Below are 14,664 nucleotides of genomic sequence, written 5' to 3' on the forward strand. Positions count from 1 at the left end.
TCGCCATGCGTTTTTATCTGTCTGTGTTTCTGGCGTGCGTGTCGTTCAGCGTGTTCGCCGGGCCTGATGCGCAAGTCTCGAAGGACTCCGCAGCGCTGAGAGCCCAATTGCAGGATTACTATTTCGATGCCGCTCGACGCGGTGATGTGCCCATGCTCGAGACCTTCATCGAGGTCGGTTATTCCCTCGATACCCGCGACAGCAAGGGTTACACCGCGCTGATTCTGGCCGCCTATCATGGGCAGAGTGCCGCAGTGGAGCGTTTGCTCGCTGCCGGGGCGGACGCCTGTGCCCAGGATCAACGCGGCAACACGGCGTTGATGGGCGCGATTTTCAAAGGCGAAGTGCAGATCGCCAAGACCTTGCTGGCCGCCCATTGCAGTCCCGACCAGCGCAATGGCGCGGGGCAGACTGCAGCGATGTACGCCGGCTTGTTCAAGCGCGTCGAGTTGCTGGACGCCCTCAAAGCCGAAGGCGCGGACATGAACGCCGAAGATCCGCTGGGCAACAGTGCCGCGCGTCTGGCCAGCGGTGAAATCCGCACGGCGGCGCCGCGCTGATCCGCGCCAGCTGAGCTATCATCGCGGTTTTTGCCGGGAGTTCAGATGGCCAAGGCCAAGCGCATGTACGGCTGCACCGAGTGCGGCTCAACCTTCCCCAAGTGGGCCGGCCAGTGCGGCGAGTGCGGAGCCTGGAACACCCTGACCGAAACCATGGTCGAGAGCGGCGGTGCCGCAGCCCCCAGTGGTCGCACCGGGTGGACCGGCCAGCAGGCGCAGATCAAGACCCTGGCCGAAGTCAGCGTCGAAGAAATTCCGCGTTTTTCCACAGCGTCCAGCGAGCTGGATCGCGTTCTGGGCGGTGGCCTGGTGGATGGCTCGGTGGTGTTGATCGGTGGTGATCCCGGGATCGGCAAGTCGACCATTTTGTTGCAAACCTTGTGCAACCTCGCCAAGAGCATGCCGGCGCTGTATGTCACCGGCGAAGAGTCTCAGCAGCAAGTGGCCATGCGTGCCCGGCGCCTGGGCTTGCCTCAGGATCAACTGCGGGTGATGACCGAAACCTGCATTGAAACCATCATCGCCACCGCCCGGCAGGAAAAGCCCAAGGTGATGGTGATCGACTCGATCCAGACGATTTTCACCGAGCAACTGCAATCGGCACCGGGTGGCGTTTCCCAGGTGCGCGAAAGTGCGGCGCTGCTGGTGCGTTACGCCAAACAAAGCGGCACGGCGATTTTCCTCGTGGGCCATGTCACCAAAGAAGGTGCGCTGGCCGGCCCTCGAGTACTGGAGCACATGGTCGACACCGTTCTGTATTTCGAAGGCGAATCCGATGGGCGCCTGCGTCTGCTGCGAGCGGTGAAAAACCGCTTCGGTGCGGTGAATGAGTTGGGTGTGTTCGGCATGACCGACAAAGGCCTGAAAGAAGTCTCCAACCCCTCGGCGATTTTTCTGACTCGCGCCCAGGAAGAAGTCCCGGGCAGCGTGGTCATGGCCACGTGGGAAGGCACCCGACCTATGCTGGTGGAAGTCCAGGCGCTGGTGGACGACAGCCATCTGGCCAACCCACGCCGGGTAACGCTCGGTCTGGATCAGAATCGACTGGCCATGCTGTTGGCGGTTTTGCATCGCCATGGCGGCATCCCGACTCACGATCAGGATGTGTTCCTCAACGTGGTCGGTGGGGTGAAGGTGCTGGAAACGGCATCTGACCTGGCCTTGATGGCGGCGGTCATGTCCAGTTTGCGCAACCGGCCGTTGCCCCATGATCTGCTGGTGTTCGGCGAAGTCGGCTTGTCGGGTGAAGTGCGCCCGGTGCCAAGTGGCCAGGAACGCTTGAAAGAGGCGGCCAAGCACGGCTTCAAGCGCGCCATCGTGCCTAAGGGCAACGCGCCGAAAGAGGCGCCGCCGGGGTTGCAGATTATTGCCGTGACCCGCCTGGAACAGGCGCTCGACGCATTGTTTGAATAATCACAATCCCCCGTAGGAGCTGCCGAAGGCTGCGATCTTTTGATCTTGATGTTCAGCATATTTGAAGGCACCAGGATCAAAAGATCGCAGCCTTCGGCAGCTCCTACAAAAGCGATCAGATTTCGATCAGTGCGCCCAGTTCACGCTCCAGCTCCCGCGGATCGCCCAGGTTGAACTCGATCAACCGCCGCAGGCGTTCAATCGATTCCAGGCTGATGTGTTTGCAGACAAACCCGAGTTGACCATGGTCATCGTGGGTCAACATCACATCCATCTTGATCTCGACGTCCTCGTTAAGATGAATATCAACCAGGAAATGCCAGTCTGGATTACCCAGCCACGGCTCGGGCTTCTCGATAAGCAGCCCCTTGAGCGACAAGTCGATCAACTTCACCGGCCAGATGAATTCTCCTTGGCTCAGCTCGGATCGGGCATCGAACGCAATACGTTTGAAGCGGCGGCGATCAGCAAGGTGTTCACTCATGGTGCAATCCTCTGAATGTCCGCTGACTATAGACCCGCATTGTTAAAGCCTGCCAGCAAGACAGGGTCTAGACCAACGTTGGGGGTGGTCTTTGAGGCCAGTAGCGCTAAACTCGAGACGGCTGTCTTTCTTGTCCACTCTGGCTGGAATCATAAAATGAAAAATAATAATAGCCTGCTACGCCACATACCCTGGCTGCTGCTGGCAATCCTGGGAGCGTGCGCCCTGGGGGTCGTGGCATTGCGCCGAGGCGAGGCGATCAACGCCTTGTGGATCGTGGTCGCTGCCGTGGCCATTTATCTGGTTGCCTACCGTTACTACAGTCTGTTCATCGCTAACAATGTGATGCAACTCGATCCGCGTCGGGCTACACCCGCCGTGCTCAACAATGACGGTCTGGACTACGTGCCGACCAACAAACACATTCTCTTCGGCCACCACTTCGCAGCCATCGCTGGCGCGGGGCCGCTGGTCGGGCCGGTATTGGCGGCGCAGATGGGCTACCTGCCCGGTACGTTGTGGCTGATTGCCGGGGTGGTGCTGGCCGGTGCGGTTCAGGACTTCATGGTGCTGTTCATGTCCACCCGCCGCAACGGCCGCTCCCTGGGCGATATGGTTCGTGAGGAAATGGGCCGCATCCCCGGGACCATCGCGCTGTTTGGCTGCTTCCTGATCATGATCATCATCCTCGCGGTGCTGGCGCTGATCGTGGTCAAGGCCCTGGCCGAAAGCCCGTGGGGTATTTTCACGGTGATGGCGACCATCCCGATCGCGATGTTCATGGGCATTTACATGCGCTACATCCGCCCGGGCCGCATCGGTGAAATCTCGGTTATCGGTGTGGCGTTGTTGCTGGGTTCGATCTGGCTGGGCGGGCAGATTGCCGCTGACCCGGTCTGGGCCAAGGCGTTCAGCTTCACTGGGGTCCAGATCACCTGGATGCTGATCGGCTACGGTTTCGTCGCGGCGGTACTGCCGGTGTGGCTGATTCTCGCTCCCCGTGACTACCTGTCAACGTTCCTCAAGATCGGCACCATCGTTGCGCTGGCCATCGGCATCCTGATCACCATGCCCGAGCTGAAAATGCCGGCATTGACCCAGTTCATCGACGGCACCGGGCCGGTGTGGAAGGGCGGTCTGTTTCCATTCCTGTTCATCACCATCGCCTGTGGCGCGGTCTCGGGTTTCCATGCGCTGATTGCGTCCGGTACCACACCGAAATTGCTGGATAACGAAGTCAACGCCCGTTACATCGGTTACGGCGGCATGTTGATGGAGTCCTTTGTGGCGATCATGGCGATGGTCGCTGCTTCGGTGATCGAGCCGGGCGTGTATTTCGCCATGAACAGTCCGGCGGCAATCGTCGGTGGTGACGTGGTGGCGGTGGCACAAGCGGTTAGCGGCTGGGGCTTCGCGATTACCCCGGAAGCGCTGCAAGCGGTGGCCAGGGACATCGGTGAAACCACCGTCCTGGCGCGTGCCGGCGGTGCGCCGACCCTGGCGGTTGGTATCGCACAGATCCTGCACAGTGTCCTGCCGGGTGAAAACACCATGGCGTTCTGGTACCACTTCGCGATCCTGTTCGAAGCGCTGTTCATCCTGACCGCCGTCGACGCCGGTACCCGCGCCGGACGTTTCATGCTGCAGGACTTGCTCGGCTCCTTCGTGCCGGCGCTCAGACGCACTGAATCCTGGACCGCCAACCTCATCGCAACCGCCGGTTGCGTGGCGATGTGGGGTTACCTGCTGTATCAGGGCGTGATCGACCCGCTGGGTGGCATCAACACCTTGTGGCCGCTGTTCGGTATCTCCAACCAGATGCTGGCCGGTATCGCGCTGATGCTGGCGACCGTCGTGCTGATCAAAATGAAACGCCAACGCTACATTTGGGTCACCATGCTGCCAGCGGTGTGGCTGCTGATCTGCACCACCACCGCAGGCTTCATCAAGCTGTTCGACGCCAACCCGGCCATCGGTTTCCTGTCGCTGGCCAAGAAATACAGCGATGCATTGGCCAATGGGCAGATTCTGGCCCCGGCCAAGAGCATCGAGCAGATGCAGCACGTGATCTACAACGCCTACACCAATGCAACGCTGACCGCGCTGTTCCTGTTCGTGGTATTCAGCATCCTGTTCTATGCGCTCAAGGTCGGCATTGCCTCCTGGGGTACCAAAGAACGTACGGATAAAGAATCGCCGTTCCAGGCTCAGCCGGACGCGTAATTGAGGATTGCACCATGTTCAATGACCTGAGTCGCCTCGGTAAATACCTCGGTCAGGCCGCGCGCCTGATGGTCGGCATGCCCGACTACGACAACTACGTCGAGCATATGCAAACCAAACACCCGGACAAACCGGTGATGAGCTACGAGGCGTTCTTTCGGGAGCGCCAAGAGGCTCGTTACGGTGGCAAGGGTGGGCCGAAGTGCTGTTGATGCAACAGCCTGGCTGATGCAATCCCTGTGGGAGCGGGCTTGCTCGCGAAAGCGGTGTGTCATTCAACATTAATGTCGACTGACACGACCTCTTCGCGAGCAAGCCCGCTTCCACATTTGTTTTGTGTTGTTTTTTAACTTTGTGAAACAGGAGAACCCGTTTGTCCTCTCCCATTCCGGTAACGATCCTCAGCGGCTTTCTAGGCGCCGGCAAGACCACACTGCTGCGCCACCTGCTCAAAGCCGAGCACGGACTGAAAATCGCCGTGATCGAAAACGAATTCAGTGACGCCGGCATCGACACCCAGCTATTGGGTGACGAGCCGGTGCAAGTGATGACGCTGTCCAACGGCTGCGTCTGCTGCACCATTCACACCGATTTGACCAAGGCGCTGTACCTGCTGCTCGAGCGCCTGGACAGCGGCGAAATCGCCTTCGATCGCCTGGTGATCGAATGCACCGGTCTGGCTGATCCTGCCCCTGTAGCGCAAACCTTCTTCATCGACGAAGAGCTGCGCGAGCGCTACATCCTCGATGGCATCATCACCCTGGTCGACGCCAAGCATGCCGAACACCACCTGACCCAGACCATCGCCCAGGCGCAGATCGGTTTTGCCGACCGCTTGCTGGTGAGTAAACGGGATCTGGTGGACGAGCCGACCTTCACCGCCCTCAGCGAGCGTCTGAGCCGCATCAATCGCCGCGCGCCGATTCGCGTGGTCGAGCACGGCAAGATTGATCTGGCCGAACTGCTCGACGTGCGCGGCTTCAACCTCAATGCCGATCTCGGCGGTGGCGTCAGTCTGCGTCCAGTGAGCAAGGCACCGTCCATCGACCGAATTTCCAGCCTGGTGCTGCGTACCGACAAACCGCTGGATATCGACAAGCTCAGTGAGTTCATGAACGAACTGCTGGAAGACCATGGCAAGCAACTGCTGCGTTACAAAGGTGTTTTGAACATTCTTGGTGAGCCGCGACGCATGGTGTTTCAGGGCGTGCTGAAGTTGTACGGTTTCGACTGGGATACCGAATGGGCGGACGATGACACGCGCGAAAGCGTGATCGTGTTCATTGCCGATGATTTGCCGGAAGAGAAGATTCGTGAGGGGTTTGCGCGGGTCGCGGCAGAATAAGCCCCGATATTTTCAGCGAGCCTGATGCCGCTTTCGCGAGCAGGCTCGCTCCCACAGGGGGATGCATTTCAAATGTGGGAGCGAGCCTGCTCGCGATGGCGATCTAACCGGCAACACGATTCTGGCTGATTACCGATCCAGAATTCAGCAGTGCTTCCTCAAGATTATCCAGGTGCCGGGTCATCAATCTCTCGGCCGTCGTAACATCCTCACGCTCCACTGCGTCGACAATCTCCCTATGCGCCTGCCAGCCGCAATAATCACCGGTCTGAGCGTCATACTGTGCAATCGCCAACGAAGTCAGCGGCACCAGGCTGCCGAGAAAATGCGCCAGCGGTGCGTTCCCCGCCATTTCGGCCAGTTGCAGATGAAATTCCCCTGATAATCGAATGGCCGGACCACGCGTCGTGCATTGGCGTTCGCTATTGATCAGGGCACGCAGGCGTTTCAAGTCTTGCGGACGAGGTTGCTGGCAGGCCAGTCGAACCAGCGTGGTTTCGGTCAGTCGTCGCGCATGCAGCGTCTGTCGAATCTGCTCGGCATCGGGCGCGGCGACTCGGGGACGATGATGGGTCCGAAGTGTAATGATCTGCTGATGGGACAGCTGCGTCAGCACGCCACGAATGTCACTGCGTCGAGCGCTGAACATCTGCGCCAGGCTGTCTTCGGTAAAACGACTGGCTGCATGGATGCGCTGTTCGAGAATGGCGTCGAAGATCCGTGAATAGAGATCATCCGCTGGCGGCTTCCCGGTGTCCGTTCGAGAGAAGGGCAGGGCAGTGAATATCTGTGGTGAGGCGAAGCTGTTCATGGCCTGTCTCCAGTTCGAAGAGGGGGGGTCAACTGGCGAGGTGGTCGTCCGGGATGTTCAATTCGATGCCCATCCGTTGGCCTTCCCGAAGGATGTGCCGACGCATCTCGGCGCTGGCCTGGGCGCTGTTCTTGCTGCGAATGGCGCGCACCACGGCTTCGTTTTCTTCAAGGCGTTCCGCCAGGTGCTCCGGCGAATTGCGCAGCACATCGGCGCTTTGCTTGAGGGCATTACTGGTCTGTTGCACCACGCTTTGGAAAATCGGGTTCGAGGTCAACGTGAACAGCTCTTCGTGGAATGCGATGTACGCGTTCACGCCGGCTTCGCTGTCATTGGCCTCGAGCGCTTCGCGCATGTCCATCAGGGTCAGGCGCAGTTGCCCGACTTCCTTGCTGCTGATCGACTGCGCCACCAGGCCGACAATGAATGGCTCGAGGGTGTAACGCAGTTGCAGCACGTCTTCCAGGCTAGCCCCGGCGACCGCGCTGTCGTGGCGTTGGCTGTCGTTGAGATTGGCTTCCAGCACCACCACGCCTTTGCCCGGCATGGAGCGCACCAGCCCGAGGGTTTCCAGCACGATCACCGCTTCACGCAGGCTCGGGCGGCTGATGCCCAGTTGTTCGGCCAGCTCACGCTGCCCTGGCAGCATCTCGCCGGAGCGCCACTGACCACGGGCCAGAGCGGCCCGAAGTTTTTCTACGACTGAATTGACGACGGTTGATGTGGTGATCACTGTTCGCTCCATGAGCATCCATAACGATTGATGACCGTGCCTGCCCTCAGGCAGGCACGGCGATTATTCAGAATTCCTGTTGATGCGCCGGGCCGACAGGCTTTCTCGGCTGGAAGGTATAACCCTGCTGGCCCGACAGCACTTTGTTCGCGCGTTGGATATCGATGTCTTTTTCCCAACGGGCGATGGCCACGGTGGCAACGCAGTTACCGATCAGGTTGGTCAGCGCCCGGCCGATGCCCATGAACCAGTCCACCGCCAGCACCAATACCAGACCGACCACCGGAATTGCCGGGATCGCCGTCAGTGTCGCTGCGAGAATCACTAGCGCCGAACCGGGAATCCCGTGGGCGCCTTTGGAGGTTATCAACGACACCAGCAGAATCGTCAGCAAGTCGGTCATGGCCAGCGGCGTGCCGGTGGCGTTGGCGATGAACACGATGGCCAGGGTCAGGTAGATCGAAAAACCATCAAGGTTGAACGAGTACCCGGTCGGAATCACCAGCCCGACTGTGGAGCTGCCGATGCCCAGGTGCTCAAGCTTGCGCATGATTTGTGGCAGCACGGCGTCGGAAGAGGCGGTGCCCATGACAATCAGCAGTTCTTCGCGCAGGTACTTGAGCAGAGGCCACATCCGCAGGCCCGAAAGGCGCATTACCAGGCCGAGAATCAGCGCCACGAATGCCGTGCAGGTCAGGTAAAAAAGGCCGACCAGGCTGCCCAGGTGTTGCAGCGAATCCAGGCCATATTTGCTGGTGGTGAAGGCAATCGCCCCGAACACGCCGATCGGCGCCAGGCGTACGATCATGCCCATGATGCGGAAGATCACGTGGCTCAGCTCATTGATCAACCGGGAAATACCCGACGCCGCTTCGCCCACCAGATTCAACGCACTGCCGAACAGCACCGAAAACAGCAGGACTTGCAGGATGTTGTTATCGGCGAAGGCGCCGATCACCGAAGTCGGAATCAGGTCCATCAGGAACTGCGTGGTGGTATGCATGTGCTGACCGCGCTGGGCGATGTCGCCTATGTCCGCGGCGGAGAGCTGTTCCAGATGAATGTTCGCGCCACTGCCGATACCGGTGCTGAAGGCGAACACCAGACCGATCACCAGGGCGATGGTGGTCAGCACTTCAAAGTAGATCACCGACTTGAGGCCGATGCGGCCGACTTTCTTGAGGTCGCCGGCACCGCTGATGCCGCTGACCACTACGCAGAACACGATCAGGCCAATGAGCATCTTGATCAGTTTGATGAAACCGTCGCCCAGCGGTTTGAGCTGGGCGGAGTATTCAGGAAGGGTCAGCCCGCAGACGATGCCGAGCACCAGTCCGAGAACCACTTGGAGGAAGATTGAACGCGAGCACCATCTGAGCATGGGAGGAATCCTGGTCGGTGTCCTGGCTGCCGTGCGCGAGCGCATCAGATTCAGGACTTAATTATTGTGGTCTTACCGGTATGTCCAGTGCAGGCGCAGTCTACGCTGGATTTTTTCAGGATTACAAGGGGGAATAGCGAAATTGGCATGACCGGTCTGACCGGTGGAGTGAGCCTCTTGAAAATCAAAAGATCGCAGCCTTCGGCAGCTCCTACATAAACCGCGTACACCGTGATTTCGCAGCCTTTGTAGGAGCTGCCGAAGGCTGCGATCTTTTGATCTTTATGGCCTCTATGGCAGACGAAAAAAAACCGGCCATCACTGGCCGGTTTTTTCATTGCTACGGTTTAGCGGTGCAATCAAGCGCCGTATACCGGCAGCTTTTTGCAGATGGCCTTGACCTTCTCACGAACGGCGTCGATCACCGCTTCGTTGTTCAGGTCAGCCAGGATGTCGCAGATCCAGCCGGCCAGCTCTTTGCACTCTGCTTCCTTGAAGCCGCGAGTGGTCACTGCCGGTGTACCGAAACGCAGACCGGAGGTGACGAACGGGGAGCGTGGATCGTTCGGTACCGAGTTCTTGTTCACGGTGATGAACGCTTTGCCCAGTGCGGCGTCGGCGTCTTTGCCGGAGATTTCCTGCTTGATCAGCGACAGCAGGAACAGGTGGTTCTGAGTACCGCCCGACACCACGTCGAAACCGCGCTCGATGAATACGCCGGCCATGGCCTGGGCGTTTTTCACCACTTGTTGCTGGTAGGTCTTGAACTCAGGCTGCAGCGCTTCCTTGAAGCAGATCGCCTTGGCAGCGATCACGTGCTCCAGCGGGCCACCCTGGGCGCCCGGGAATACTGCGGAGTTCAGCTTCTTCTCGATGTCGGCGTTGGCGCGAGCCAGGATCAGGCCGCCACGTGGACCGCGCAGGGTCTTGTGGGTGGTGGTGGTCACGACGTCAGCGAAAGGAACCGGGTTCGGGTAGACGCCAGCGGCGACCAGACCCGCCACGTGAGCCATGTCGACGAACAGGTAGGCGCCAACCTTGTCGGCGATTTCGCGGAAACGCGGGAAGTCCAGAATCTGCGAGTAGGCAGAGAAACCGGCCACGATCATTTTTGGCTTGTGCTCGACCGCCAGACGCTCGACTTCGTCGTAGTCGATCAGGCCATTGGCGTCGATGCCGTACTGAACGGCGTTGTACAGCTTGCCGGAGGAGGAAACGCTGGCACCGTGGGTCAGGTGACCACCGTGGGCCAGGCTCATGCCCAGAATGGTGTCGCCTGCTTGCAGCAGGGCCAGGTAAACGGCGCTGTTGGCTTGCGAACCGGCGTGTGGCTGAACGTTGGCGTAATCGGCGCCGAACAGTTCTTTGGCACGGTCGATGGCCAGTTGCTCAACCACGTCGACGAACTCGCAACCACCGTAGTAGCGCTTGCCCGGGTAGCCTTCGGCGTACTTGTTGGTCAATACCGAGCCTTGAGCTTCCATTACTGCAGGGCTGGTGTAGTTTTCCGAAGCGATCAGCTCAATGTGTTCTTCCTGGCGCTGAGCTTCTTGCTCCATGGCGGCAAAAAGGTCGGCGTCGAACTTGGCAATAGTCAAATCACGGCTGAACATGGCGGTCCTCAAGGATCGGGGCAGAAAAGGGAGGCATTCTAACCCAATGGGTTTTAGATGGCATATGAAAGGACATCATGTCGCAGACAAGTGGTGTTCATGAGGGCATCAGCGGTGATCTTGCTGGCCTCATCGCGAGCAGGCTCGCTCCCACAGGGGAACGCATTCCAAATGTGGGAACGAGCCTGCTCGCGATGGCGTCATCTGAGGCACCCAAAAAACTCAGTCAAACATGAACAACGCATCATTGCTGAACTGCGCCTCGAACCGACTCGCCGGCATCGGTCGTCCAAACAGATACCCCTGAACCTCATCGCAACCATGCTCACGCAGGAAGTCGAGTTGCTCGTGGGTTTCCACGCCTTCGGCGATCACTGCCAGATTGAGGCTGTGGGCCATGGCGATGATCGCCCGGGCGATTTGTGCGTCCTGCTCGCCGGACGGCAGGCCATCAACGAAGGTGCGGTCGATCTTCAGCACGTCGATGGGGAATTGCTTGAGGTAGTTGAGCGATGAATAGCCGGTGCCGAAGTCATCCACAGCGATGCTCAGGCCCAGATTTTTCAACCCGGCGAGGATCTGCATCGCCTCGCTGACTTCACGCATCAGAATACTTTCGGTCAGCTCCAGCTCCAGGCACGCCGGCGGCAGGCCGGTTTCCTTGAGGATGGTGGCGATCCGCGTGCCGAGTTGCCCGTCGGAGAACTGCCGGGCTGAAATGTTCACCGAGACCTTCGGCACCCGCACCTTGGCTTGATGCCAGCTCTTGAGCTGACGGCAGGCTTCGCCGATTACCCAGTCGCCGACATCCACCACCAGCCCGAGTTCTTCGAGCACCGGAATGAAATCCCCCGGCGGCACCAGACCGCGTCGCGGATGGCGCCAGCGCAGCAGGGCTTCGGCGCCGGTCAGGCGTTTGCCGTCACCGCTGAATTGCGGCTGGTAGTACAGCACGAATTCGTTTTGCTCCAGGGCATGACGCAAGTCGCTTTCCAGCTCCAGACGCTCCAGGGCGCTGGCGTTCATGTCGGCCTGATAGAACTGGAAGTTGTTCTTGCCGCGTTCCTTGGCGTGGTACATCGCGGTGTCGGCGTTCTTCATCAGCTGACTGAGTTCGCTGCCATCCTGAGGGCTCAGGGCGATGCCGATACTGGCGGTGACAAAGAACTCGCGGCCTTCCAGCACGAACGGTTTCACCAGGCTGGCGAGGATCTGTTCGGCCACATGAATCGCCCGGTTCAGCGCAATCTCCCGGTTGACCCGCGGTTGCAGCAGCAAGGTGAATTCATCGCCGCCCATACGTGCCACGGTGTCGTCATCGTCGACGCAACCGAGCAGGCGCGTGGCCATTTCCTTGAGCATGCGGTCGCCGGCGGCGTGGCCCAGGGAGTCGTTGATCGGCTTGAAACGGTCCAGGTCGAGGAACATCAGCACCACCCAGGACTTCTGCCGTTCAGCCGATTGCAGCGCGGTGTGCAGGCGATCCTGGAACAGCGTGCGGTTGGGCAGGTGGGTCAGGGCGTCGTAATAGGCCAGGCGGTGAATCCGTTGCTCACTGGCCTTGCGTTCGCTGATGTCGCTGAAGAAACACACGTAGCTGGCCAGATCGCCTTCATCGTCGAGTACCGCCGTAATCCCGACCCAGGCCGGGTAATGCTCGCCATTGCGTCGCTTGAGCCAGACTTCACCTTCCCAGGTGCTGTGCTGATGCAATTGCTTGAGCACATAGCGCAGATGGGCTTCCTGCTGCTCATCGACGGTGAGCATGTTCGGCAACTGGTCGAGGACCTGGGCCACGGCATAACCGCTGACGCGACTGAACGCTTCGTTGGCCTGGACGATGTAGCCGGCCGGGTCAGTGATCAGAATCGCCGAGGTCGAGTGTTCGAATACCGTGGCCGCCATGCGCAAGTCTTTCTCGGCCCGACGTTGCTGGCTGATGTCGCGGCCGACCCCGAGCACGCCTTCGAAGGCACCGTGCTCGTCCCAGACCAGCACCAGACGCAACTCGATGGGGATCTTGCGTCCATCGGCCCGCAGGCAGTCGAACAAAAACAGTTGGGTCTGCACCTGGCTGCGCAGCAGCGCCAGTTGATCGGGTTTATCCAGCGCTTTGCTGACCCGGTCCATCAGGCTGTAGATGCCGCTCAGTTGTTGCGGGTTGGCGATGGTCGATTGCCAGCCGTTCTGGAATATCCAGTCGGCGTCGAAGCCCAGCACGGCTTGCACCGAGGGGCTGACGTAGTTGAGCGCCATCTTGCTGTCGGTGGAGAAAATCACGTCGCTGATGCTTTCGGCGAGCATGCGGTAGCGTTGCTCGCTATCGCGCAGGGACTCGCTGGCTTCGATCTGTTCGGTGATGTCCTTGGCCACGCCGATGATGCGCGTGACCTGATCGTGCTTGTCCCGCGCCAGGGCCTGTTCGCGAATGTCGAAACGCCGCCATTTGCCGTCGCGATGACGGAAGCGCAGCTGGCATTGCAGCAACTGGGTGTAACCCGCGTGACGCTGGGACTGGCGCGAACGGTGGTAATAGTCGGCGTCTTCGGGGTGCAGCAGGATTTCCCAGAAGTACTCGCCCATCTGGTGCAGTTCGGTGCGGTTGTAACCCAGCGTCTGCCCCAGGTGATGGTTGCTGAAGATCATCCGCTGGCTGATCACGTCCTGCACATACAGATGATCCGGCACGGTACGCACCACGTCGGACCAGAACCCTTCACGCTCCAGCAGCGAGAGCTCGATGAGCTTGCGGCTGGTGATGTCGCTGATGCTCAGGATCACTGCTTTGTAGTCGGCCTGATCTTCCGGCAGGCGCAATACCAGCCACACGTGCTGGTCGCGGCCATTGGCGTCCTGGAGCTTGATTTCCAGCTCAAGCTGTTTCTGCTGGTTGAGCACCGCTTCGAGCACTTGATTGCCGATGGCCGTGCAGTCCAATGGGCAGCCGTCGATCAGCAGCTTCCAGGCCTGATCGCAGGAGTTGACGTTGAGCAGTTGCAGGGCAACCTGGTTGACCTCGGTGATGCGCAGTTCCTGCAGCAGTTGCTGGCGTTGCTCCGGTGTCTCGAGCCAGGCTTTCAATTGCCCGCTGCTATTGAGCTGAGCCTTGTCGAAAATACTTTTGAGCCCCGACAGGTCGAGCACGCACAGCGCAACGCCGGTGCCTTCGAAAATGTCCTGATAGCGTCGGCGACCCTCATGCAATTGACGTTGACGGCGACGAATGTTCAGCAGCGCGATGAACGGCAACAGGGAAAAGGCCAGGCCCAGCAGGCATTTGCCGATGAAGGCCGGCAACAGTTGTTCGATCACCCGTTGCCGGTCGAACAACCCACGCAGTTGCCAATCGCTGCTGCTCAGGGGGACTGTCAGCACGCTGTTGGCCAGTTCATCGGGTGTCAACACGGCCGGTTTGGCCGAGGGCTGGGCGTCATCGCGGCTGATGATCTGATGATTGATGCGGTTTTCCACCAGCCACAGGGGGCGGATGCCGACGTCGCGCTGTTTGGTCAGTGAGGAGAAAAACGTCGGCGTCAGGCGCAGGGCCCAATAGCCGCGGGTGCTGCCGCTGGCCTGATGCAGGAGCAGATGTACCACCGAACCGTCATCGGCATTGCTGAAATAGTGGGCCTGGGCGCGGCTGCGCTGAACCAGTTCGCTCAGGTAGTTGGCGTCCTGGCTGTCGGCGGCGCTGTCGCTGAGGATTTTTCCGGAGGGGCTGAGCAGCGCCAGGCTGCGCAGGTCGGGCAGCGATTGTTGCAGTTTGCGCAGCAACGCCTGCTGTTCGTCGGCGCTTTGCGGTTGTTCGATGATCGGTAGCAGATTAAGGGCGATCTGGGCATTGAGCGCCATGTTGAGGCTGACTTGCGCAGCCAGATCGGCGGAGTAGTCGATGGTGTACTGGCGCTGGTTTTTCTGGGTTTCGCGAAGCTGATCCAGCAGCTGCCAGAACAGCAGTGCGAGCAGCAACAGCACGAGAGTCGCCAGCGCGCCCTTCAAGGTTCCGCGCAGGGGCGAGCCGGTCGCAGGATTGAGTGCGCTCGCGGACGATGGCGGAGAGACATTGGACAAACTGTAATCCTGCGGTTTGGCTGGACTGGC

At 59.8% G+C, this 14,664-nt stretch carries 11 protein-coding genes; 5 read left to right on the top strand and 6 right to left on the bottom strand.

Translation table 11 applies throughout. The annotated features are described in order from the left end of the window. Positions 1 to 5: 5 nt before the first annotated feature. Positions 6 to 560, top strand: coding sequence for an ankyrin repeat domain-containing protein (locus KGB14_RS09255; protein WP_223485865.1), 555 nt, complete (start codon positions 6 to 8; stop codon positions 558 to 560). 45 nt (positions 561 to 605) lie between these two features. After that, the gene (gene radA / locus KGB14_RS09260) at positions 606 to 1,973 is read left to right on the top strand and encodes a DNA repair protein RadA (protein ID WP_007937264.1); all 1,368 of its coding nucleotides are present in this window, start codon (positions 606 to 608) and stop codon (positions 1,971 to 1,973) included. A 115-nt stretch (positions 1,974 to 2,088) separates the two neighbouring features. Here the strand turns inward: radA and KGB14_RS09265 are convergent, their stop codons facing one another. Beyond that, a complete protein-coding gene (locus KGB14_RS09265; protein ID WP_223485867.1) occupies positions 2,089 to 2,457 on the bottom strand; it encodes a PilZ domain-containing protein in 369 nt (122 codons plus the stop codon). 156 nt (positions 2,458 to 2,613) lie between these two features. Between KGB14_RS09265 and KGB14_RS09270 the strand changes: the two genes are divergently transcribed. From KGB14_RS09270 to yjiA, 3 genes are all read left to right on the top strand, one after another. Beyond that, the gene (locus tag KGB14_RS09270) at positions 2,614 to 4,680 is read left to right on the top strand and encodes a carbon starvation CstA family protein (RefSeq protein ID WP_223485869.1); all 2,067 of its coding nucleotides are present in this window, start codon (positions 2,614 to 2,616) and stop codon (positions 4,678 to 4,680) included. A gap of 14 nt (positions 4,681 to 4,694) precedes the next feature. After that, a complete protein-coding gene (locus KGB14_RS09275; protein WP_007937254.1) occupies positions 4,695 to 4,892 on the top strand; it encodes a YbdD/YjiX family protein in 198 nt (65 codons plus the stop codon). Positions 4,893 to 5,053: 161 nt separating this feature from the next. Continuing rightward, a complete protein-coding gene (gene yjiA, locus KGB14_RS09280) occupies positions 5,054 to 6,025 on the top strand; it encodes a GTPase (protein ID WP_223485871.1) in 972 nt (323 codons plus the stop codon). 103 nt (positions 6,026 to 6,128) lie between these two features. Here yjiA and KGB14_RS09285 read toward each other — a convergent pair whose 3' ends face one another. From KGB14_RS09285 to KGB14_RS09305, 5 genes are all read right to left on the bottom strand, one after another. Continuing rightward, positions 6,129 to 6,836 carry a GntR family transcriptional regulator gene (locus KGB14_RS09285; RefSeq protein ID WP_223485874.1) on the bottom strand — a complete coding sequence of 236 codons (708 nt, stop codon included), beginning with the start codon at positions 6,834 to 6,836 and terminating at the stop codon, positions 6,129 to 6,131. A gap of 28 nt (positions 6,837 to 6,864) precedes the next feature. Continuing rightward, positions 6,865 to 7,569, bottom strand: a complete 705-nt coding sequence (locus KGB14_RS09290; protein WP_223485876.1) for a FadR/GntR family transcriptional regulator — start codon at positions 7,567 to 7,569, stop codon at positions 6,865 to 6,867. 67 nt (positions 7,570 to 7,636) lie between these two features. Further along, positions 7,637 to 8,950 carry a C4-dicarboxylate transporter DctA gene (locus KGB14_RS09295; protein ID WP_223485878.1) on the bottom strand — a complete coding sequence of 438 codons (1,314 nt, stop codon included), beginning with the start codon at positions 8,948 to 8,950 and terminating at the stop codon, positions 7,637 to 7,639. Positions 8,951 to 9,309: 359 nt separating this feature from the next. After that, a complete protein-coding gene (gene glyA, locus KGB14_RS09300) occupies positions 9,310 to 10,563 on the bottom strand; it encodes a serine hydroxymethyltransferase (RefSeq protein ID WP_223485880.1) in 1,254 nt (417 codons plus the stop codon). 222 nt (positions 10,564 to 10,785) lie between these two features. Beyond that, on the bottom strand, positions 10,786 to 14,634 hold the full coding sequence (locus KGB14_RS09305; RefSeq protein WP_223485882.1) for a bifunctional diguanylate cyclase/phosphodiesterase: 3,849 nt from the start codon (positions 14,632 to 14,634) through the stop codon (positions 10,786 to 10,788). Positions 14,635 to 14,664 lie beyond the last annotated feature (30 nt).

This window comes from Pseudomonas sp. A-RE-19 (genome assembly GCF_019956555.1).
Classification (GTDB): domain Bacteria; phylum Pseudomonadota; class Gammaproteobacteria; order Pseudomonadales; family Pseudomonadaceae; genus Aquipseudomonas.